The sequence below is a fragment of the Psychrobacter sp. 1Y6 genome, from assembly GCF_052258385.2.
Classification (GTDB): domain Bacteria; phylum Pseudomonadota; class Gammaproteobacteria; order Pseudomonadales; family Moraxellaceae; genus Psychrobacter.
The window spans coordinates 2,862,227-2,886,327 of record NZ_JBQQEW020000001.1 but is presented as its reverse complement, the minus strand read 5'-3'; the positions used below and the strand labels follow the sequence as shown (position 1 = coordinate 2,886,327).

Here is a 24,101-nt window from a genome sequence, read left to right as displayed (position 1 = left end):
TTAAGAATGTTAAGAAGGCCAGTATACTAAAAAAGTATGCTGGCTTTTTTGATGCCATTAAATTCATACTATAGAATATTTATTAAGTATTTGTTATATAAGCAATTATATTGATAGGTGGTTATTTTAACTATCGATAAAGCTAGTATCGTGCTTATATTTTCATTACAATAAAGAAACAATGCAGCAGGGGCACTAATTGTCATTTTTTCCGCTCCTAATATCTGCGATTAGCTGATAGTATCAGTCAATTCTATTTTAGCGATAACGCTAATGGCTATATTAATTACCTCATATACTCTGCTAGCGCTAATGCTAGTTAGATAAAGGACACTTATGTTTGCCCATACCATTACTCAGCGTCACCAACAGCTGTCTTACCAGAATGCACCTATGCCTCTTCGTATTGCAGTTGCGCTTGCGTTGAGTTGTACCGCGATACAAGTACAAGCTGCTGATGATTCTCAGACTTATAACGAACTGCCAGCACCTGAAGCTGCGTTTGAATACGAGGATCTTGACCTATCACAGAGTCTTGATAACAGTGCGATATCTTCTGATATGAGTACACAAAATGGCAAAATAATCAGCAAAGAATTTATTGCTCAGCAAGCCAAGCTGTTTTCTGAATGTACTCAAGTCCAGTCTAGTGCTGCTCGCCTAGCTTGTTTTGATAAGGTAGCTGAACAAGGTAAGACACCAAGCTATACCTCAACCAAACAACCAATCGATTTGGCAAAAACCTTTCAAAGTACGGTCTCAGGTAATCCAAAAGTGATATTGGCTGAGTCTCAAACGGCGATGAGTGGTACGACAGTTGAAGATGCAGATACCATTTTAATGACTAATCAGCAAACAGCTGCCAGCAAATTGAAGGCAAATGGCAACGTAGAAGTAGATGCTGAAACGAATAGCGAGGCACAGATTTTAGAAAGTGTCGGTGTCACTCAAACAGACATCGAAAAATTCTCGCCACTCAGTCTATCTTATGACCTAGATAAAAACAGTGAGCGTGGTACTTGGACGGTCAGACCATATCGACCGACATATCTGTTGCCATTATTCTATACTTTCGATCCTAATTTGAATCCAAGTACACCATCGCAAGAAACAGATCCTTTTGATTCTAATGATATACGCGAAACTGAGCTAAAATTCCAATTATCCCTAAAAACAAAAGTCGCAGAAGACTTGTTTGATACCAGTGCTGATCTATGGTTTGGCTATACCCAAGAATCACATTGGCAAGTTTATAACGAAGACAACTCGCGTCCATTTCGTGCTACCGATTATCAACCTGAAATATTCTTAACCCAACCTGTGACAGCAGATCTGCCTTTTGGTGGACGTCTGCGTATGTTGGGCGCAGGTGCTGTGCATCACTCGAATGGACAAGATGATCCATTATCACGTTCATGGAATCGTGCCTATCTCATGGCAGGTGCAGAGTGGGGCAGACTCTCAGTCATACCGCGCCTATGGGCTCGAGTAAATAGTGAAAATAGTAGCGATGATGATAATCCAGATATCGAAGACTACATGGGCTACGGTGATATCAAATTCTTGTATGACTTGCCGGCTGATCAGAGCATTAGCGGTACCTTGCGCTACAATCCAGGTACCAATAAAGGTGCTGCGCAAATCGACTATATCTATCCTATCTCAGAAAACGTTAATGGTATGGTTCAGCTATTCCAGGGATATGGTGAGTCGATCATTGATTACAATCATGAAAATACCTCTATCGGCTTTGGTATTGTACTGAACGATTGGAAAGGGCTTTAATTTAGAAAGAGCATCAATTTGAGAAAGGCTCTAACATAGGTGGAATTTATTATAAGTTATGAAAAATAATAGTTTATGCGCTGTTTAGCGCCTTATCAAACTGGACTGTGGTTGGCAGAGTATATGGATATGCGCTGCCAACTATGCCGTATTTATCGTAGTACACCGCAATCGCAACTATTGCAGCATCAAGCGCCATCTAGCCTACACAATATAGCGGATACGCCGCCTACACGGACAGCCTTAAAGCAACACTCTTTTCTTACTGATATCATTCATCAAGCAAACAGCTATTTGAGCAGTGGTTTACTTTGTGATCACTGTCACAACGATATCACTTGGTTACCAAGACCTTTTGAAGTGGATATCGCTCCTAGTATATCTCTATCTATCCAAGCCTCTACTTACTACGAGTATCCAATACGTCAAGCTATCCGAGCATTTAAGCATCAAGAGGATATGACGAAATTGCCGTTACTATTACATGCCATACGTCAATTACCGCGTCCACACGGTTGTTATCGCAATAACAGCGTGATTGTTGCTATGCCAACGACAAGTCAACGATTGGTCAAACGTGGGTTCGATCCTGTCAGTATTCTATCTGCCCAATTGTCTAAACATTGGCAAATTCCTTTATGGCAAGGCATCAAGCGTATTGACGATACAGTTAGTCAGCAAGGACTGACTCGTGCCGAACGTCTTAGTAACTTAGATAATGCCTTTGCTCTAATCGAAAAGCCCCCTACAAAACGCTTACTACTATTCGATGACGTATCTACCACAGGTGCAAGCTTACAAGCATTAGCGCAAGCGTTCATTCCACCTGCAGCAGTAAAATCAGCAACGGCTAGCAGCCATAGTAGCTATCAAATTTCTGCTTACGTATTAGCACATGGCAGCAAATCCTAAACCCAATATATCTTTATCAGTAATATCTAATTATTGCTAATATATTTCCTTAAAGCTATATTGTTATATTTATGTATACTAATTTGTTGTTCTGAGTTAGATGTCTAAGTTATCTTTTGGCGGGCTAACATATGAGTGAAGGAGGCCAGAAAGCGCCTATAGTCATTTCTAGATGGTATTTATTAGATATCGTGGAATGAAAATTGCATGTTATTAAATAAATATATGTAGAAAATCATGGTAGTAAGGCAACAATATAAGATACTAATAATCAATATGCCATAAGTAAAAGACAGATAATCGCAGTTTTAAATAGGAACACGATGTGAATGCATCTTTGAACACTCCACTACCTAAGCTAAAGAACGTAAGCTCAGGTTTTACCTTGATTGAGCTGATGGTAACGATTGCTGTTCTTGCCATTATTGCAGGTATTGCGGCGCCTAATATCAGTACCCAACTAGCCAATCAGCGCGTAAAGTCGACTACGGCTACTCTTGCTAATGCATTAAAAGAAGCAAGAGTGGAGAGTGTCATTCGCCGTCAAAATATTACTTTGAGCTACAACAATACTAGTACACCCAAAGTAATCACCATCACTGCTCCTAGCTCTACTGCTATCTCAAGTTATAGCTATAACAGCAGCAGCACTATCAAACCAGATACAGCGGTGACAACTGTTTTTGAGCCCAGTAAGCGTGTCACCACAGCACGTACTTATACCATTTGTGATAGCAATGACGCTGCTAGCCCTCAACAGATTGAAGTAAATGCACTGGCTAATATCTCAATAAGATCTGGGGGGAGTTGCTAATGAATATCAAAAGTTCCCAGCGAGGCGTTGGACTGGTAGAGGTATTGGTTGCTGTCCTTCTGTTGTCTGTTGCCGTTTTGGGATTTAGTGCTTTGCAACTACGGGCAATCAGCGCAACAGATGAAAGTCTTGTACGCACACAGGCGATGAGTGTCATACGAGGGTTATCAGAAAACATGCGATCTAACTCTTTGCAGTTAGATACTTATGAAGACGCGGTCAATGATCCTGTAACGACCGAGCCCACCATTGGTGTCGGTAGCTGCTTATCTTTGGCAGACAGCTGTACCGATGTGCAAATCGCAGCCAAAGAAGCCAAGATAGCAGTGAACAAGCTAAAGGGTTATGGGATAGAAGCCAAAATGGTTACCTGTCCAGGCACAGCAACGGTTAGTTTTTCTGAAGTTAAATGTATTATTGCTGCATGGGGAGATACCAAGCCTCTACTGAGTAACGGTGATGACAAGGCATGCGCTACAGAGAGTGGTATATATAAAAGTGGTAGCACCTGTAGCATAATTGAGGCTTATTGATTATGAGTAATAACTCACCAGCTAACCAAAGCAGTAGTATCGCTCAGCAAGGGTTTACGCTCATTGAGCTTATGATATCGCTGGTATTAGGCTTGCTAATATCTGCAGCTGTCATACAGGTGTTTATCACCAGTCAGCGTGTCGATCGTATTCAAACGGCAGGCTCAGACATACAAGACAAAGCGGTATTTGGCTTACAAGCGATTGAGCCTCAAATTAGGCTTGCCAATTTGGGTAATGCTGGCATCGCGATCAATGATACCACGGCATTAGGCGGTGCAGTGCTCACAAGCAGTAAAGATGCCAATGCTACTGTTAATCTAATCACCAAAGATGACTTGGGGGTAGGATATTTAACCCGTAGTGAAGACATGGATGCAAGTGGTAGCGGTGATGATAAATGGAACGGCACTTTATCCAATACGGATGTGAAAAGTGATCAGTTAACGATTCAATATATCAATAGAACTGGACGCCCATTATTTGACTGTGAGGGTGCAGAAATTCCAGTAGATGCACGAGTCATCAGCCGTTATTTTGTGACAGAGGGCAGTGCGGTACCGACAGGCAGTGCCAGAAAAAACCTAAATCTCAATTGTGATGCTGGACGTATAGCAAGTGATGGCACTGTCTCTAGCTTCACTGATGCAGGGCAGACCATCATCGAAAACATAGACCAGTTCAATATTCGCTTAGGCATACAGCGCTCATTAGTAGTAGGTGGTGTAACGACAGCGCAGTATGCAGATATGACGGTTAAAGACTATATGGCTTTAGGTGCTGGCAAGCCACCTATTACCAATATAAAGCTGGCCATTCTCGCTCGTAGTACTGCCAATAGTCCTGAAACTAGTGCTGAAACCTTTGGTATATTAGGCACTACACAAACACTAAAAGCACAAACTAACGCACCAAAATATCTACGCCGTGTCTATGAGTCTAATATTTTATTACGTAATGCTCGCGTTATGCGTGTGATTGACAATGCTACAGGCACAGGCACAGGCACAGGCACAGGCACAGGCACAGGCGGATAACAGTAACGATGAATACCAAGCGTTCAGTTTCATCAAGTGGCTAAGGCGCATCAGTTAATGTTTGATTTATCGATATCATTAAATACCATATACTCGTTATAGCTACCTAAATAAAGGCAGTAATCAATTATGAAAACGAATCGCTCATACCCTATAGGGTTATCTCATCAGCATGGCGCTGTCTTGATTGTAGTGCTACTGTTTTTGGTATTGATTATGCTTGTGGGTGTCATTGCAGTACGCAACAGTAGCACTGACTTAAAGCTTGCGACCAGCGATCAGATAAACACCATCTTGCTGCAATCTTCTGACAGTGTAAATAACAAGATTGAAGTCACGGTAAATGGACCTCCTAGCGGTGATGAGCACATAAAAATCATGGGTTTTACGGGCATTTTTGGGCATTATATTCTTAATGATGGTGCCAATAATGATGTTATTGATTTCTGCTACCGTCCGCGCTCAGCATTTTTTAATGTCGATAATTCTGTGATACGCCGTGGTTCGGGTAAGTTGTTATCGAATAATGAGGGCTACTGTAATCCAGAGAACGCAGGTGACTATACCAGCGCGCGTAATACCACGATGACGCAAGTCATGATAAAAGACGTCAGCAGTACAGCAAACTCTGAAGCATTTGAACATATGGATTTAGGCTCAGATTCAGATGCCAAAACATCAAAAATGCATACCTTTGAGATGTTCTCGACGTCAGTTCTTCCTGCTTATGGTAATGCAGATACTACCAAGATTTATGATTGTTTTGCCAAAGATGCTTCGATAGATAGTGGTGGTGTGACAGAGTGTATGATTAACAACAACATACCCAATAAGATGGTGGTAGAGCAAGTCGACGTAGTTAATACAAAGAGCAGTGAGTACTGCACCTATTTTGGCAAGAGTAATGGCACAGGCAGTGCTAGCTCATTATGTAATGATATCTAATAGCAAAGACTCACAAATACTGCGATGAGTCAGAAGATGTTTATTTAAAGGCAACAATATAACTTCGTTTTATTATTGCTTTATACCAAATATACAATTAATTTTTATATTATATTTGCATTACCCTATATATCATCGCGTCTATCTTAGCCGTGCTCAGGAGATAACCTTATGAAACTCAAACGCCTCAATCGTTATCATGCATCAGCAGTGACGGCTGCCCCATCTAATGCTCAGCAGGTGCGTAACTCATGGTGGCGCATCTCTAGCTTAAGTGCTGCGGTACTAGGTATGATGTGCATGACGATGTCTCAAGCAGCGGTCAATCAAGATGGGTCTACTAGCCGTATTGGTGATTTGAGTATTTATCAACCTGCAAAGACTGCTCGAACCAATCTCATGATGATGATTGATACCTCAGGGTCGATGGGTATCAGCTCATTGGTTGTTCCTAAGAATAATAAATATGGTAGCCCTGGTGATGTTGATGCACCATTATGTTCACGTGTTAAGGTAGCAGAATACAATAACACTAGAAGTGCTACGCACAATATTTTTGAATGGGCCTACAATCTGATAGATCCATCAACTGGTAGTACCTCTAAAATGAAAACAGTCACTATCGGAGGTGAGTCTGTTACCTATTATATGCGTGGTTGTGAAAAGAATGGCATTAAAGAGTTTGACCGTCTGTCGCGTCTAAAAGATGCACTAATACCACTATTAGCAAGTGATGAAATTAGCAATAGTGTCCATATGGGACTTGGACATTTTTCTTCAAAGGCAGAGCCTAATGTTGGATTACCAATCACAATTGGTACAGCGACTAACGTGCTGGTTGATGGTCACTCTGGTCGAATACTGGTACCCTCAGCGCCTCTGACCACAGAGCAACGTAAGAGAATCATAAAAGCCTTGGCAGGCTTTAAGTCGCTTGATACCACCACCAATGAGGATGGCTCTGCAAACTCTAACCTCAAGCTTTCTAGTAACAGCTATCCGAACGTTACCAAATCTTCGAGTGGTACACCTACTGCTCATGCTTATGCAGAAGCGGGCGCTTATATGATGGGCACTGGTACTGGTGTGGACAATAGTATCACTTCTGTCAAAAATGTTGGCATCATCTATGATGGTTATATGGTCAAGCAGAAATCTGTTACTGATGACAAGCAAGTATACTTTGTTTGTATTGAGTTAGGGCCTAATAAAACTTCAGCAATTGGAGCTGTGGTTGAACAGTGCGTGAATAACTGGCCAGGACGTGATGGTGGTAATATCGCTCAGGGTACTGTCAATAATGGTATTTATTATCCTAATGGATCAGGCGGATGGAATAGTATTACGAGCCAGTCTGATTTTAAAACAAAGATAAAAAGTTTAACTGGTAAAGATGTTTCAATAGGTAGCATATGGGATACCTATGAAGCGCTACCCGTTGGCTGGCGTTATGGTGGTTGGTTAAAGGTTGAGGAAGAGCCACTAGATATTGAACCTATCGTTGGTACTGTATGGAACTATGGTGATGGTATAAGAGGCCTAGTATCTTATCGAACCAGTCCATTTTCGTTAAGCCCTGGCACAGAAAACATGGTAGGTGGTCTAAGGTATTCGGCAGCAGATACCAAAAACTCTAGTGGTAATGCCTATATCAAAGGTAGTAGTACAGAGATGTGCGATAGTAATGGTATTTACTTCTTAACAGATGGCGCGCCAAACTCGACCAAGCCTGCAATGGCACGCGCTATTATGAACCAATCATTAACCACTGCCCATGCGATCAGTGGGACACCGACGGGGTTGGTATCGCCAAAACTTCAGTCTAACCTTTTCGTTGGTGAGACAGGTGGATGGGAGTATATTGGTGAATATGCTAAAAAGCTGTATAACAAGTCATCAAACCCATCTGGTGCCAGCATTAGAACAGCAGTGGCAGGCTTTGGCTCATCATTCTCTGTATTTGATGAAGAAGCTGGCGTAGTTCCTAAAAAAGAAGACGGAACCTATGATTGCGATGCTGCAACCAATTTAGATGCGAAAAATGCTTGTAAGTGGGGCGGGCCCGATTATGGTAATGGTGGCTTTTTCTATGCCAAAAAATCCACAGATATTTCTGACAGTGTAAAGACATTTATTGCCGATTTAAATACAACCATTACAACAACACCTGCCGGTACCATTAGCGTACCAGAAGACCCTTATCAAACGGGCACTACTTTGCCTTATGCTTATCTGCCCATGCTTGAGCCAAAAGTTGGCGATGCTTTTATGGTATGGCCAGGTAACCTCAAAAAATACGAAACCAAAAACGGTACCTTGTATGGCAAAAATGGCCGCTTGTATGCTGACAATAGCGGTGCATTAAGAGATGCGACAGCTGATATATGGCAACAGACCTCAGTGCCTGGACTAGCCAACTCAGCCATCAACAGTGGTGGGTTCTATGCCAAGTTGATAGCCCCAGATCTTAGCTCGCCTGCTAGTACACGTAATGTGTTTGTTGAAAACTACATCGGTTCTGCGGGAGCAGCTATTGCAGAGGGTGTTGTCAAAATTGGTGTCGGCGATAGTGGTGAGCCTTTCGGCTTTCCTATAGTCAATGATCCTGTATATAGCACTGGTGGGCGCACACTTTTACAAAACAAGCGTTTACTGTTAAATTTCCTAGGTTATAACATTCCTTTTAATGATCCGTTAGATACTACCTTTATTTTTCAGTTTAGAATGCAAAACCACTTACCGACTGAAGCTATTCGTCAAGTAGGCGGTATTATTCATTCAAAGCCTACCTTGGTTTCTTATGGTGCCGAAGTCGATGAGATGGGTAAAGTAACGGCTGATAACCGTGATGATTACCTGTTGTTTGGCTCTATGGATGGCGCGCTGCACATGGTAGATGCAGATACTGGTGAAGAGAAGTGGGCACTTGTACTGCAGGAGATGTTCCGCAAGCAGCCAAAAGCGTTAATCAAAGGGGCTGAAGGCACTTTAAGCTTTGGCGTTGATGCCCCTTGGCTTGTGAGTGCAAAGTATCGCTATCAAGCGACTGGGACAGGCGATAGCAAGAGTCGCAAAGTCGAGCTGTATAAGCCAACAGGTGCTGACTTGGATAGTGCAACCAATACCAGTAACTTTTTGCCGATGGCTGCTTATGGTGGCTTTCGCATGGGTGGTGACGGTCTATACGCTCTAGATTTGGCTGATAAAGATAAACCAAAAGTATTGTTCAGTATTACCCCAGACGTCGATAGCCCTGATACTGCGCGATTGCATCAAAACAAATCTGGCGTACAAACCAATGTGGCCAATACAGCCAGTAAGAGTTATGCCAATGTCGGACAAATATGGAATCAGGTAACCACCGCTCGTCTAAATGAAGGGGCAAGTGACACCAAATTTAAAGATGTCATCATATTTGGTGGTGGTTATGACATGAAATATGAAGACCCAGAGTATGTGCCAACTAAAGCCGCTAAAGCCAAAGGCAGCTCTATCTATATCACAGATGCCAAGACTGGCGAACAGTTATGGGCATGGGAGAGCGATCAATACCATAGTATCGTTGCTGGTGTCACACCGCTCGATCGTAACAATGATGGTTTGTTCGATCACCTATATTTCGCTGATTTAGGTGGCAACGTCTTCCGCGCTGACTTTATCAACGAAAAAGACAAGGCGTTTAAAGAAGTACGCGTGGTAAGAGTCTTAGATGCATCAAGTAAGGTACGTGGCAATACCACAAAAGGTCTGTCTTATCGCTTCTATAACCGTCCAGTAGTCAGCTTCTACAAAGACAATCAAAACAAAATATTTGCTCTAGTCAATGTCGCATCAGGCGATCGTAGTTCGCCACTATCTGAGCGCCGCGATACTCAAGCAATTGCCAATCGCTTGTATGGCATTATGGATACAGATGTCACTCATGCAGACATACTGAACCTCGGTGATGACGGCAAAGCGAATGCAACACTCACGTTAAACGATTTGAATGAAGACCATCTAGAACAGCTCGGTGGTGCCAAGCTTACCACTGCTAGCACCGATGCAAATATGATTGGCAAATACTGCAGACCAGAAAAAGACACAGCAGGTAACGACAAGACTGACGCAAGCGGCGCCTTTATTTACTCTACTCTTTGTAAGCAAAAACTGGGTCTAGCGAGCAATATGATGCTCGGTACAGGCAGTAACAAAAAGCACGGTTGGTACTACCCACTCACACGTTTCGCAGGTTTTGAGAATGTATCAGATGTTAAAGCGATGGGCGATTATCGTGTCATCAACAACTATCTGTACATGTCTGCCTATGACCCTAATATGTCCTACGGCGAAGACAACACCTGTAATGCACAGACACTAGGTGGCTCAGAGTATCAGCTGTATTGCCTACCATATGGCATTTGTATGAACGACATGTCTACAACGGGTACTGGTGGCTTTACCCCAGCAGGTAAAGGTATCCAAGAGCTTAGTCTTGGAGCGGTTAATAAAGACAATCTAAATGCGACTGTGTTGCTCGGTAACCGAACGCTTGATGAGCGCGCACTAGATGACGCGCGAGTAGGGTATGGCACAGATACCAATAAAGGTACGAGCCCTAGTGGTAGTGGAGATGGCGACAACAACCCAGCAAACGATCCAAAGCAAGCGTATGGTGATGGCTCTATGCCTGATCTGGTCAATACAGAACGCTTCGTCCTAAAACCAACACAATGGTATGAGGGTAAATAATGCAAATTAAGGGTCGCAATATAGTCCGTCGCGGTAGTCAAGGCTTTACTCTCATAGAGCTGATGGTGGTCGTGGTGATTATCGCTGTACTGGCGGCTATTGCCATTCCTAGCTATCGGCAATATGTGATAAAAAATGCTGAGCGTGATGTCCAAGCCAAAATGCTACAGCTAGAGTTACAGCTAGAGCGGTGGCGCTCCTCGGCATTGACTTATAAAGGCTTTAGACCACAGGTGATTAATAGCGCCAATAACGAAGCAAGCTATGGTTATGATGCGAACAACACGACCATCTATGTGCCACAAGGTAGTAATGCCACTACTCATCGCTATCAAATAACCCTCGTCGATGGTGTTGACCCTACTCAATCACTGGTGACCACTGGCACAGGTATCGATAACGCGACGGGTAGAACGTGGAAAATGCTGGCCATTCCGAATAGTACAGGAACTTTTCAGAAAGCGAATAAAATGCTGATGACCAGTACAGGGGTACGCTGTCAAAACACAGCTAGTATCGCCATTACAGCGAATACCTGCGGCAATAATCAGGAGGAGTGGTAATGGTAAGACATCATCATAAGCAGGAAAAAACCCTAGAATATCAGCGCGGTTTTACATTAATAGAGCTCATGATAGTCGTTGCTGTCATCGGTGTGCTCGCTGCCATTGCTTATCCGAGCTATCAAAGCTATGTCATCAAGACCAAACGTGCCGATATGATGACTGAAATGCAAAATATTGCTTCAATGATAGAAAGCCGTAAACTCGCTCAAGGCAGTTATAGCAACGCGCTAAGAACAGGACTTACTGGTAATTATCCTCAGCAGGGCACTGCGCTTTATAACGTTACTGTCGAAACAATAGTTGTACCAGTTTCGCCGCCACCAAATCCACTGCCTCCGCTAGGTCCTTTGACGTCCGAATGGATCATTACCGCGACGCCAATAGCAGGCAGTCAAATGGCTAATGACGGTAGAATGACGCTCAATTATGTAGGCGTAAAGTGTAGAGTGATTAAAACAGTTAATACTTGCGGTACCAATGATGAGTGGAATAAATAGCAAGTCTTACGCGTTTTTATGGAGGACTGACAAATTTTGTCATCTATACTTACTGATTGCTACTAATATTTAATTAAACTGACAATTTTCAGTAGGTTAATAGCAACATTAATAACACAGTTTAGGATGATTTAGACAATAATTGTCTTATTAATGCCGATTTTAAGAGTGACAGCCCTGCTTTAGTTATAAAAATAATAATATCTTAGTTTTGGCATGTTACCTGCAACAGTTATAGTAAGAAAGAAATTTATTATATCCCTAAAGATAAAAAATGCGCTACTAGCCAATTATCTTTATATACCCCAAAAGGAGTTCTTATGAACACACAAAAAGGTTTTACCTTAATCGAACTAATGATCGTTATTGCCATTATCGGTATCTTGGCAGCGATCGCTCTACCTGCTTATCAGGATTACACAGCTCGTGCAAAAGTGAGTGAAGTGGTATTAGCTGCCTCTACCTGTCGTACTGCAATTACAGAAGCTTCGCAGACTGGTCTGAAAGCTGATGCTACAGCTAACGGTTTCGGTTGTGGAGAGACTGTTAGCTCTTCAGCAGCAGCTGTTTCAAGATATGTAAAAAGTATTAAAACTAGTGAAGCTGGTGTTATCACCGTAGCAGCACAAAATATTAGCCAATTAGGCACTACTAACGTAAATCTTGACTTAGTACCTTATGTTGATGCGGCTGCTACAGATGCAGCTGATAAAGCAAGCTTTAATCGTGCAACTCTAGAGCCAGTTGTAGCTTGGGAATGTAAGTCTGGTGCTACCAATGGTATTGCAGCTAAATACTTACCAACATCTTGCCGCTAATTAGTATTATTTGAGCTTTAATCAAAGTCATAAAAAAGCCAAACGTCATGTTTGGCTTTTTTATGTATAAAAGGCTTAATAAGGCATACTGTGGTTTTAGGCAAGTATTAATTATGTTGTAGCACTTGCACTTGTTTTCCTTACTATTCTAATTTTATGGATGTTTAAATTGTAATGAGTTTATTATGCGTTATGATTCAAAAATGTTTAAAGATAAGTTAAAAGCATTTGCTATTCACCTCATAATCAGCTTAGTAATGGTATTAGTAGCTTATATCATGATACACCTCTTATGGTATCCTGCGCCCCTATTTAAGGCGACTGATACTGGTAAGATTTTCACTATGATACTGATAGTGGATTTAATATTAGGTCCATTATTAACTTTCGTCGTGTATAAAAAGCATAAAAAAACGCTAAAAATGGATTTGACGATAATAATAATAATTCAGTTGAGTGCCTTAGCTTATGGTTTATATTCCATTTATCAGTCGCGTCCCGTCTTGATTGCCTATGTGGTTGATAGATTTGAGCTAGTTCGAGCCAATGACATTCTCGAAGCAAATGAACAAACCTACCATCTATCAAAATTTGGTCTAGAATATATTTATGTTGATTTAGCTAGGCTTAATGCTAGTGAAAAGTTGGATTCGACACTTGATGAGCTGACATATAATATTAGTCCCGCCCAAAGACCCAAGTTTTATAATGACTTTAAGTTGGCTAAATCTTTAATAATAAAAAATAGCAAAGATATAAAACTTTTAAATCAATATAACAATTCTGTAGAAGTTAACAAGTTTCTGGAAGAATATCCAACGGCAGATAGCTTTTTACCGCTCAAAGCGAATGCTGTTGATATGACAGTACTTATCGATAAAGAAGGCGGCGGAACAGTAATCAAAACTATAGACTTACGTCCTTGGTAATAAAATAAGAGTTTATCCTTAATGTCTGAATCTATATGGTCTAAAGAATATAAGTTACCGTTACCTCCCATAAAATCTAGTAAAATCATTCGTGCAATATTACTTATTTTACTTCCTAATCTTATTTTTCTAGTAATAAGTGCTATTACTGGAACCTCTAGACCGTTATTAAATATAGATTATGTCTTACCAGTTGTATTAATTCTATTAAACCATAGGTTTTTTCAATGGCTTGGATTCATTAGCTTAGCTATTATGACTATTCCTGATATAGCTATGTTTGTTATACAGTTATTTCCATTTATGGACTTAGAAGGAGTTATATATCTTTCACCGTTTATACTAGAAGGTCCTATACGCTATATAATATTTATATTAGCTGCTTTTATTTATACTCTCTCATTTCCGTTTTTAATCAAATTTTTTGTGAAACCGATAGACAATCTACATGCTTTAATAGCTGGTGGTGGTGTACTGCTTTTAACTTACTTAATATCTATGAGTGATATCGAATATAGTACAGGATCAAAGTTAACGTTTGGCTCTGAAAACAATTATATTGCTGCAAGTCAGATTGAGCTTTATCTCGAACTTCAAGATTCAGTATTTTTCAAAGAGGCTGGAGTCATGACTTCTTTTTCTCCTAGCAAATTCGAACGCGTTGTGTCCAAGCTTGATGTACCATTGAATGACAAAATCCTACTTATTATTGTTGAGTCACTAGGCGCAGCTTCTAATCCTGACCTTCAGAAAGAAATTCTAAAGCCTTTATATCAGCAACAACATTTATTCGACTATTATAATAGCGGTTTTTTTGAAGCACCTTCTTTCACTGTAGGAGCTGAAATCAAAGAACTTTGTGCTAAAGATATGAAGGGTTTTGGGTTACGGTTAGTCCCTGATTCAAGATTTCCTCTTTGCTTACCTAAGATTTTGGCGGAACAAGGTTATCAAACGACGGCTTTACATGGTGCAAGTGGTAAGTTATATGATCGATTCAGCTGGTACAAAAAAGCAGGGTTCGAAAATGTTATTCTTTCTGAAAATATTATCGAAGCAGAGCGATGTAGCGCTTTCAACGGAGTCTGTGATGATGAAGTTTTTCCAATAATCAAACATTACTTTGAAGCTGATAGGTCAGCATTCTTTTATTGGATGACGCTTACTTCACATGCACCATATGCAAAAAAAGACATTTATAGTAAACGTCTCGACTGTAAATACTATTATATTGAAGACAACGAGGTTTGTAGAAACATGACTCTACAAGCACAGTTCTTTGAAGGTTTGGCGAAGCTCAATACTCTTCCTGAAATGAAAGGTGTCGAGGTTATATTAGTAGGTGATCATGTGCCGCCTTTAATTGATGGAGCAATAAAAATTAAAGAGTATGAGCATTTGTCAGTCACATGGCTGCATTATAAAATAAAATAATAATTGGAGTGGTTTTTACTTTAGAAAGAATGGCACATAGTATGCAGTGAAATATAGTATCAGTAATAATGCGGTCTAATATTATCATGTCTTTTAGTTCAAATAATTTTTCAAAGGCTCAAATTGGTTTCACATTACTAGAGTTAATGGTAGTTATCGCTATTATAAGTATTTTGGCCGCAATAGCCTTACCTATCTATCAAAATTACTCTGTTAGAGCACAAGTTACCGAACTAGTATTGGCTGCTTATTCGTGTCGAACTTCAGTAACCGAAAGTATACAGCAAGCCTCAAACACCGATGTATCAGCTGAGCTGATTAATACATGTACTTTTATCACTACTAAATATGTGAAAAGCGCTACAGTGGATGCCAACGGTGTAATCACAGTTTCAGCTGATGAAGCTAATCTGCCAATTTTAAGTGTGGCAACTAATACATTGACGCTTGTCCCTATACAAGCAGGTACTACCGAATTGGTCGGTACGTCTGATGGTGGGAAAACCATTGCTGGCTGGCGTTGTGGTTCAGCAACAGATGGTACCACTATTCCTACTCAGTATTTACCTAGCTCATGTACGGGAGCTTATTAGTTGTTTGGATTTTATATCTTATAGAAAGTTAGACTAACCAATTCTCGTTAATTATAAAAAAACCACCTAACAGCATATCGCTATTAGGTGGCCTTTTATTGTCTAAATATATTGAGTAGAACTGAAGATACAATTACTTCTCTAAATACTGAATTTTACCTTCCACACCATCCCACTTTTCCGCTTCTGGCATTGGTGGTTTCATCTCTGTGATGTTTGGCCATTTTTGTGCCAGATCAGCGTTAAGCTCAATGAATATCTCTTGTCCTTTGGGCACCTCATCTTCTGAGAAAATCGCATTGGCAGGACATTCAGGCTCGCAAAGCGCACAATCGATGCACTCATCAGGGTCGATAACGAGGAAGTTCGGCCCTTCATAAAAGCAGTCCACAGGACAGACTTCTACACAGTCGGTGTATTTGCAAAGAATGCAGTTATCTGTAACGACAAAGGTCATAGTGAGGTCTACCTGTTATTGGATTGGCTGATATAGTCAATCGCTTTCAAAATAATTATCGTGTCAGCCTTGCCTGAAGTATTATTTATACCTCTGCGCATAGCTGCATTGTAATTCTTTTAAATTAAATCAACTATAAGGGCTACAAAGAATAGTTGGAAAATAAAGCGTATTTTAGCGCCTTTACTACATTTTGACAATTCCCTTTAATGACTAATGATTTTCTTCAAATGATAAAGTAAATCATGCGCTTGCTTGGGCGTTAGACTATCAGGATCAATCATGCTCAGCTCATCTTGTAAGCTAAATAGCTGATTTTGTTTTGGATTGTTCAATGTGTCTGCCGCTTGAATAGTATGACTTGCTTCTTGATTGAGAGTAGCATCATTATAACTCTCTTGCCGTTTATCCTTTACTGACTTAGCTAATTCATTTTTATCATCAATAGTTTGTGCTTTATCTACGGTTAAATCGTCTAACTGTAAGTTGTCTACTAAATAGCGCTTAGCATCATTTAGCACTTGAGTAGGGATGCCCGCCATTTTTGCGACATGCAGCCCAAAGCTAGAACTTGCTGCACCATCTTTTATCTGATGCAATAGCAATAGTTGACCGTCGACTTCACTGGCGGCGACGTGGACGTTACGAATCTCGTCACTTGTCTGTCCCAATTGCGTCAGTTCAAAATAATGAGTGGCAAATAATGTCAGGCAGCCAATCTCGACTAGGCGATTGACACAGGCATGAGCAATGGCAAGACCATCAGTAGTGGCAGTACCACGTCCGACTTCGTCCATTAATACCAGTGATTTATTGGTAGCTTGATTTAAGATATTGGCTGTCTCAATCATCTCTACCATAAAGGTCGATTTGCCACCTGCCAAATCATCGGCTGAGCCAATACGCGTAAAGATACGATCAATATCACCGATATGTGCATATTCGGCAGGTACAAAGCTGCCGCAATGAGCAAGTAGTACTATCAGAGCCGTTTGGCGCATATAGGTAGATTTTCCACCCATATTAGGGCCGGTAATCAGAAGTAATCTTTCTGGGCTTTCGAGACTGCCTAGCGCACAATCATTGGCAACGAAGTGGTTTGTACTTAATAAATTACTATTCCTATTGTTCGCGTTGGTTTGATTTAATGCCGCTTCAACCACAACGTGACGACCTTGACGAATATCAATGTTGGTTTGATTTTTGGCCACCGATTCGCTTTGGTCTTTTGTATGTAGCCCCATGATTGGGCGCTGCCAGTTATACGTCATGGCAAGCTGGGCCCAATTGCTTAGCACATCTAATTGGGCGATAGCCGCGCTAAGCTGTTGTAGGTCAGCCAAGTGTTGGTTTAATTGATTTAAGAGCTCTTGATACAGCTGCTTTTCACGAGCTAACGCTAAGGACTGTGCACTTAGATATTCTGTCTCAACTTCCTTTAGCTCATCAGTGATAAAGCGCTCGCTGCTTTTGAGCGTTTGCCGACGGATAAAGTGGGCAGGGGCATTCTTTGCCTGCATCTTGGGCAATTCAAAATAGAAGCCGCTAACTTTATTAAAGCCGACTTTTAGACTAGGTAGTTGGTTGTCTTGACGTGCGCGCTCTACCATCTCGTCTAGCGTCGATTGGATATTGTCATGCAAATGGGTAAGGCGATCAAATTCTTCATCGTAGCCCGCCGCTAGCATTCCGCCATCACGGATATGAGCAGGCGGTTCAATGACAATAGCGCGCTCGATTAATTCGGCAACGGATTGAACAGCTGGCAGCCTGGCGGGCAATTGCTGCATCAACATCGGCAATAGACCAGCGTCTTCAGGACTGATTCCCGATGCTGTCAATAGAGTAGTAAGCTGAGCACCACTAGCGATACCATCGGCGAGCTTGCGTAAGTCACGAGGTTTGGCACTCATTAGCCCGATTCGACTGCTGATTCGTTCAATATCGCCAATGGTATTCAGTGTTTCTCGTAAACGTGTAACCAGTAAGCTATCTTTTGAGCTTTGAGCAGATTGGGTTGAATGACCCTCTGTATTCAATAGAGATGCTATCGCGTCCAAACGCATATTGATACGTGAATGCTGACGCAGTGGACGTTTCATTTGCTGCACGAGCAGTCGCTTGCCCATCGGAGTTTGACAGTGATTTAGCACGGATATTAATGACGTTCCGTTGCTACTCACAGGGGTAAATAGCTCAAGGTTTTGCTGGCTATTGGCATCGATAATTAGGTAGTCATCGCTGTACTCGACAATGAGTTGGTTGACTTGTGGCACGTGGCGTTGCTGAGTCTGACGCGCATAGTGGATAAGCGCAGCACAGCTGGTTTGCGCAAGTGGAGCCTCGTGAATACCTAATCCATCAAGACGCTGCACTTCGAACTGTTGACAAAGCGTGTCACTGGCATGCTCACGATGAAAGTCATTGGCAGCGACTTCTATAATAGGGCAGTCCAGATTTTGTCGTAACCACAGTAGCCACTCTGAATCAGTGACACCAATGCTGCCGCCAACGCCACCAATACTATCGCTGAGTGCTTCACTAATGATACATTCACTGGGTGCAAACCGTGCCAACACCGTCAGCATCTGAGTTTGCAACTCATCTATATCGTTTTTATCTGCTATTAGCGTCTGGGTAGTCAATGTACCTGCAGCTAGATCCATTTGGCTAACAGCTGCTTGTAACGTCTGGCTATTATCTTGCGTTTTTAAATGAGCAATATCAATGGCAACGACAGTCGGTGTATGGTTTGGTGCAATGAGTGCATCATCAGTAATAGTACCTGCTGTCAGCGTTTTGACGACTTCACGGCGCATGATGCTACCAGCCGCCGATTTGCTTTTGTCTTTCTTTTGCTTGTCGCCCATCGCAGGGACATTAGACTTATTATCAGCGTTGCCAGTTGTCGACTCGTCAATTTGTTCGCATACAACCACTGTCTGACCAGCAGCGATCAAGCGTGCCATATAGCTATCGGCTGCATGAAACGGCACACCTGCCATGGCTATCGTGTTGCCTGCCTTATCCGTACCACGGCGCGTTAATGTGATATCCAGTATCTGCGCCGCACGCTTAGCATCGTCAAAGAACAGCTCATAGAAGTCACCCATCCGGTACAAGAGCAATGCTTGTGGATAGTTGGCTTTCATGGTTAGATATTGCACCATCATCGGCGTATGGTCTGCTAGGTTATAGACGGCATCGCCTATACTTAAGCAGTCAGAGCTCTCTTGTTTTGATAAGGGTTTTTCTGATGGATTAGGATTTGACGACTGATTTTGTCCAGATGGCTTTACGGTCATGCAGAGTCTCTTATAGTGCTTTAATGAGTGGTAATGAGTATTTTGTGATAGGGGTACTAAAGGGTTATTTTTCTTATATATGAGTTTGATGTATAGCTTTGAGCTTTGGCTTTATCAATAAGCCAATCACTTGTAGATAAATGGCTTAACGACAAATTCTGAGCCAAGATGCAGTGGTAGCAAGCTTATAAAAATCAAAATGTAAAAAATAAATAAAGTCGCTAAAAAAGCTAAGAAATTTAAGAAGGTATTCGCTATTTTAACACGTCCTACTAGGTTTTTACTGTGGCAAATATCTACTCGTTGCCCTTGTATCCATCAGCGTCATAACCATATATAATGACGGCACACTTAATTGGGCGATACTAAATTAGGTAGTACTTAGTCGGGTGATGACAAGGCAGAGAGCTAAGCTTTGGCTAATGCGCACTAATTATCGAATATTCCATAGGTCAAAAAATTATGTTATCAAAGATTATAGGCAGTGTGGTTGGCACCAAAAATGACCGCGAATTAAAACGCATGCGTAAAGTGGTCAGCAAGATCAACGCACGAGAGGCTGAAATACAAGCCCTGTCTGATGAGCAACTACAACAAAAAACTGAAGAATTTAAAGCCAGACATCAAAAAGGCGAAAGCTTAGATGCATTATTGCCAGAGGCGTTTGCTGTCTGCCGCGAAGCATCGTTACGTGTTAATGGCATGCGTCACTATGACGTGCAGCTGATCGGTGGTATCACCTTGCACGAAGGTAAAATCGCTGAGATGAAAACTGGTGAAGGTAAGACCCTAATGGGAACCTTGGCCATGTACCTAAATGCGATCAGCGGCAAAGGGGTTCATCTGGTCACGGTTAACGATTATTTGGCTGCACGTGATGCTGAGCTGAACCGTCCGTTGTTCGGATTTTTGGGTATGACTGTTGGTGTGATTTACTCACAGCAGCCGCCACAAGAAAAAATCGAAGCTTATCAAGCCGACATTACCTATGGTACCAATAACGAGTACGGCTTCGATTATCTGCGCGATAACATGGTGTTTAGTCTTGCTGAGAAAAAACAGCGCCCGCTAAACTTTTGTATTATCGATGAAATTGACTCAATCTTGATTGATGAAGCTCGTACGCCGCTTATTATTTCGGGTCAAGCTGAAGATTCATCACGCATGTACGCGCTGATTAATACGATTATTCCTGTGCTGATTCGTTCAAAAGATGAAGAAGCAAACAAGAACAACGAAGAAGAAGACTTCTGGATTGATGAAAAAAATCGCCAGATTGAGATCAGTGAAAAAGGCTACGAAAAAATCGAGCGCTTCTTAATCGAAGTGGGCGAGCTGGGTGAAAATGAAAGCTTATATAGCCCAAGTCGTCTGCCACTTCTGGCTCACGTTCAAGCTGCCATCCGTGCGCATCACGTATTTGTCAAAAACGTTCACTATATTGTCGATGAAGGCGAAGTGGTCATCGTTGATGAAAATACAGGCCGTACTATGCCTGGTCGTCGTTGGTCAGAAGGCTTGCATCAAGCAGTAGAAGCGAAAGAAAACGTTGAGATCCAAGCAGAGAACCAAACGCTTGCCACCACGACATTCCAGAACTATTTCCGTCTATATGACAAATTGTCCGGTATGACGGGTACCGCTGATACTGAAGCTGCCGAATTCAAATCTACTTACGATCTAGATGTTATTGTCATTCCAACGCATGAGCCGATTGCTCGTATCGATATGGATGACCAGATTTTCTTAACCAAGTTAGGCAAATACAAAGGCATCATTCGCGAAATTAAAGAAATTCAAGCCAAGGGCGCGCCAGTACTGGTTGGTACAGCGACGATTGAGGCCAGTGAAGAATTATCTTACTTGCTCGACCAAGAGGGCGTCAAACATAACGTCCTAAACGCCAAGCAGCATGAGCGTGAAGCAGAAATTATCGCACAGGCAGGTAGCCCAAAATCAGTCACGATCGCCACCAACATGGCGGGCCGTGGTACGGATATTATCCTTGGTGGTAACTGGCAGTCGTTTATCGAAGATATCGATGCGGTGAGTCCAGAAGAGATGCAGCGTCTAAAATCTCAATGGCAAGTCAAACATGACCAAGTCGTAGCAGCTGGTGGTTTACATATTATCGGCTCTGAGCGCCATGAGTCACGCCGTATCGATAACCAGCTACGTGGTCGTGCTGGTCGTCAGGGTGACCCTGGTATGTCACGCTTCTTCCTATCGCTTGAAGATGATCTGATGCGTATCTTCGCAGGCGATCGCGTGGTCAATATGATGCGTGCGATGGGCCTCAAAGAAGATGAAGCCATCGAACATAAAATGGTCTCTAAATCGATCGAAAATGCGCAAGGCAAAGTTGAGAGTCGCGATTTTGATGCTCGTAAAAACCTACTGAAATATGATGATGTTGCCAATGAGCAGCGTAAAGTTATCTATGGTCAGCGTGATGATTTATTAGCAGAAATGGACTTATTAGAAGCCATCGAAGTGATGCATCATGAAGTATATAACGCGATGATCAATCAGTTTATTCCACCTGGCTCTATTGACGACCAGTGGAATATTGACGGCTTAGAAGACGAGTTAGAAGACGAATTCAAAATCTCGATGCCGATTAATGATTGGTTAGATGAAGATCGCCGTCTGGATGAAGAAGGGCTGCGTGAGAAAATCGTTCAAACGGCGATAGATCGTTATCACAGTCGCCGTGAGCAGATGGGTGAAAAAGACGCCGCTCAGCTTGAGCGTCATTTCATGCTACAGAGTCTAGATAAGCATTGGAAAGAGCACTTAACGCAGATGGATCAGCTACGTAAAGGGATTCATCTGCGGGGTTATGCACAGAAAAACCCTGAGCAAGAATACAAGCGTGAGTCGTTTGAATTGTTCCAAATGATGCTTGGTGCGATTAAGTCTGAGACTGTACAAGACTTGTCACGTGTACATATCCCAACCAAGGAAGAACTGGAAGCATTAGAAATTCAGCAACGTGAGAACGCTGCCCATATGCAAATGCAGTTCGAGCATGACGATGTAGATAACTTGGATAGCAATGCGAGTGGTTCAGCTGCTCAGCCGCAACCACAAAACCGTAGTCTAAACAGCGGTGCTGCGGCAGCTGGCGTTGGTGCTGCTATAGCAGGTAACGGTAGTAATGCTAATGAACCAAACCCATATGCAGGTATGAACATCAGTCGTAATGCAGCGTGTCCTTGTGGATCAGGTCTTAAGTACAAGCAGTGCCATGGTAAAATCTAGTCTTTAATCATAGCAAGTTATTAGCTATGTATTGAACTGCTATTAAAGACAGCCTTTATCTGAAAAAGCCCTTATCTTAAGTAGATAGGGGCTTTTTCATATCTGTTAGATAACTTATGCAAACTTAAAACTTGCTAGACTAAGTCCAACAAACACTTTGTATTGATTACTTACAAATTCAGCATAGGCGTGAATTTATGGACACGCTATAGTGTTTAACATATTTATTTGGGAGAGTGTCATGAGTGTAGAATTCTTAAAAAAAGTACGCAGCTCAGTAGTTTTAACAAGCTTGTTGGCTGGCGCCTTGACGGTCAGTGCTTGTCAGCAACAGGCAGAGCCAGAGTCGGGAATGGAAGACGGTGCTAATACAGAAGAGTCCGTTCCAATGTCAGCGGAGCCTGCTGAACCTAGCGATGTCGTTGTCGATACTGAAGATGCTTCACTTAACGAAGTAGAAGGTGATACCACCGCTTCAGTAAACAGCGGCGTGATGCAGATGTCGTATCTATGTACACCTGAACTAAAAGTTGAGGCGACTTATAAAGAAGATGCCAATCAAGTTGTTGTCGCAACTGACATGGGTACAGTAACGTTGAACCAAACCAATGAAGGTAGTAATCCTGAAGTGTTTGAAGTGGCGACCGCAATTGATGGTGGTCAAGGCTTTACACAATGGCGCGTAGGGCACGAAGCTCGTAAAACTGGCGTCATGCGTACTGCTGGTGCAGATGAGTCAAATGTTAATACATTTGAGTGTAATGAAGCCTCATAGTTGGTCTTCAATACTTAGCAGGTAATAATCATTAAAAAAGCAGCGCTAAGATAGCGTTGCTTTTTCATGCTGCATAACAATCTTTATCAATCATACAATTTCGTAGTGGCTAAACTATCAGCGCTTATTTTAACGAAGCTGTATCAGAATCATGAGCCAACAGACCTTCTTCAGTCACATCTAACTCTTCATGCTTGAGCTCTACTTGAATGCTGTCAGTATGTACATGGGTGCTCTTATTGATTTCGATGTCTTGAATAGCGTAGGTGTCTTTGGTAATAGTAGCCACTTGGCGAGATAACACAATATCAATCGGTTCATCGCCAATCTCTATTTGTTTACCATTAATAGTTACTACGGCTTTGCTATCTAAAGAAGGCTCGACGTGGCGCAATATGTCTTTGTCATCGTAATTACCAGAGAGTAAGTCTTGGCTCTCTGCGTCATGGTACTCAGTACGAATGGTGATATATTCTTCTACTAACTCAATTGGCACTTCAACAGTCTTAGTACGTGAATGCTTAGTGACGGTTACTTTACCCACATCCAAGCGTTCTTTGTTAATTACAGGACGCTCTTCTAATAGCTCTAAGTGTCCAACATTGACGGTATTATTCGTCTGCTTCGTTGAGATATTTTGTTCTTTATCCAAGTTATCTTGGTAAAGACTGTTTCCATTTTCAGTAGTCATTCTTATTCCTTTATA

At 41.9% G+C, this 24,101-nt stretch carries 18 protein-coding genes; 15 read left to right on the top strand and 3 right to left on the bottom strand.

Going from position 1 to position 24,101, the window contains the following annotated elements; all coding sequences use genetic code 11:
- The first annotated feature begins 336 nt into the window (after positions 1 to 336).
- The 13 genes from ACTXGF_RS25725 to ACTXGF_RS25665 all read left to right on the top strand — a co-directional run bounded on the left by ACTXGF_RS25725 (position 337) and on the right by ACTXGF_RS25665 (position 15,594).
- On the top strand, positions 337 to 1,785 hold the full coding sequence (locus ACTXGF_RS25725) for a phospholipase A (protein WP_443533401.1): 1,449 nt from the start codon (positions 337 to 339) through the stop codon (positions 1,783 to 1,785).
- A 75-nt stretch (positions 1,786 to 1,860) separates the two neighbouring features.
- Complete coding sequence (locus ACTXGF_RS25720) at positions 1,861 to 2,697, top strand: ComF family protein (RefSeq protein WP_443533402.1); 837 nt, start codon at positions 1,861 to 1,863, stop codon at positions 2,695 to 2,697.
- Between the two features lie 325 nt (positions 2,698 to 3,022).
- Positions 3,023 to 3,511 (top strand): pilus assembly FimT family protein, encoded by a 489-nt coding sequence (locus ACTXGF_RS25715; protein ID WP_443533404.1) that lies wholly within the window; start codon positions 3,023 to 3,025, stop codon positions 3,509 to 3,511.
- Positions 3,511 to 4,044, top strand: coding sequence for a type IV pilus modification protein PilV (gene pilV, locus ACTXGF_RS25710; protein WP_443533405.1), 534 nt, complete (start codon positions 3,511 to 3,513; stop codon positions 4,042 to 4,044). Before ACTXGF_RS25715 ends, pilV begins: the two co-directional genes overlap by 1 nt.
- A gap of 2 nt (positions 4,045 to 4,046) precedes the next feature.
- Positions 4,047 to 5,081 carry a PilW family protein gene (locus ACTXGF_RS25705; protein ID WP_443533407.1) on the top strand — a complete coding sequence of 345 codons (1,035 nt, stop codon included), beginning with the start codon at positions 4,047 to 4,049 and terminating at the stop codon, positions 5,079 to 5,081.
- Positions 5,082 to 5,210: 129 nt separating this feature from the next.
- Positions 5,211 to 6,026, top strand: a complete 816-nt coding sequence (locus ACTXGF_RS25700; RefSeq protein ID WP_443533409.1) for a PilX N-terminal domain-containing pilus assembly protein — start codon at positions 5,211 to 5,213, stop codon at positions 6,024 to 6,026.
- Between the two features lie 171 nt (positions 6,027 to 6,197).
- Positions 6,198 to 10,757, top strand: a complete 4,560-nt coding sequence (locus ACTXGF_RS25695) for a pilus assembly protein (protein WP_443533410.1) — start codon at positions 6,198 to 6,200, stop codon at positions 10,755 to 10,757.
- A complete protein-coding gene (locus ACTXGF_RS25690; protein ID WP_443533412.1) occupies positions 10,757 to 11,320 on the top strand; it encodes a type IV pilin protein in 564 nt (187 codons plus the stop codon). The genes ACTXGF_RS25695 and ACTXGF_RS25690 overlap by 1 nt, the downstream gene beginning before the upstream one ends.
- Entirely contained in the window at positions 11,320 to 11,820 is a 501-nt protein-coding gene (locus tag ACTXGF_RS25685; protein ID WP_443533414.1) for a type IV pilin protein, read from the top strand. Before ACTXGF_RS25690 ends, ACTXGF_RS25685 begins: the two co-directional genes overlap by 1 nt.
- A gap of 320 nt (positions 11,821 to 12,140) precedes the next feature.
- Positions 12,141 to 12,638 (top strand): pilin, encoded by a 498-nt coding sequence (locus ACTXGF_RS25680; protein WP_443533416.1) that lies wholly within the window; start codon positions 12,141 to 12,143, stop codon positions 12,636 to 12,638.
- Between the two features lie 185 nt (positions 12,639 to 12,823).
- Positions 12,824 to 13,567, top strand: coding sequence for a TfpX/TfpZ family type IV pilin accessory protein (gene tfpZ / locus ACTXGF_RS25675; RefSeq protein WP_443533418.1), 744 nt, complete (start codon positions 12,824 to 12,826; stop codon positions 13,565 to 13,567).
- A 21-nt stretch (positions 13,568 to 13,588) separates the two neighbouring features.
- A complete protein-coding gene (locus ACTXGF_RS25670; protein ID WP_443533420.1) occupies positions 13,589 to 15,001 on the top strand; it encodes a sulfatase-like hydrolase/transferase in 1,413 nt (470 codons plus the stop codon).
- An 86-nt stretch (positions 15,002 to 15,087) separates the two neighbouring features.
- On the top strand, positions 15,088 to 15,594 hold the full coding sequence (locus ACTXGF_RS25665) for a pilin (RefSeq protein WP_160021088.1): 507 nt from the start codon (positions 15,088 to 15,090) through the stop codon (positions 15,592 to 15,594).
- A gap of 133 nt (positions 15,595 to 15,727) precedes the next feature.
- Here the strand turns inward: ACTXGF_RS25665 and fdxA are convergent, their stop codons facing one another.
- Positions 15,728 to 16,051 (bottom strand): ferredoxin FdxA, encoded by a 324-nt coding sequence (gene fdxA / locus ACTXGF_RS25660; protein WP_443533422.1) that lies wholly within the window; start codon positions 16,049 to 16,051, stop codon positions 15,728 to 15,730.
- 206 nt (positions 16,052 to 16,257) lie between these two features.
- Complete coding sequence (gene mutS, locus ACTXGF_RS25655) at positions 16,258 to 19,356, bottom strand: DNA mismatch repair protein MutS (protein ID WP_443533424.1); 3,099 nt, start codon at positions 19,354 to 19,356, stop codon at positions 16,258 to 16,260.
- 462 nt (positions 19,357 to 19,818) lie between these two features.
- Between mutS and secA the strand changes: the two genes are divergently transcribed.
- On the top strand, positions 19,819 to 22,620 hold the full coding sequence (gene secA, locus ACTXGF_RS25650; protein ID WP_102078073.1) for a preprotein translocase subunit SecA: 2,802 nt from the start codon (positions 19,819 to 19,821) through the stop codon (positions 22,618 to 22,620).
- 241 nt (positions 22,621 to 22,861) lie between these two features.
- The gene (locus tag ACTXGF_RS25645; protein WP_238069596.1) at positions 22,862 to 23,395 is read left to right on the top strand and encodes a hypothetical protein; all 534 of its coding nucleotides are present in this window, start codon (positions 22,862 to 22,864) and stop codon (positions 23,393 to 23,395) included.
- Between the two features lie 124 nt (positions 23,396 to 23,519).
- Here ACTXGF_RS25645 and ACTXGF_RS25640 read toward each other — a convergent pair whose 3' ends face one another.
- Positions 23,520 to 24,086 (bottom strand): YsnF/AvaK domain-containing protein, encoded by a 567-nt coding sequence (locus ACTXGF_RS25640; protein WP_443533427.1) that lies wholly within the window; start codon positions 24,084 to 24,086, stop codon positions 23,520 to 23,522.
- Between the last annotated feature and the right edge of the window lie 15 nt (positions 24,087 to 24,101).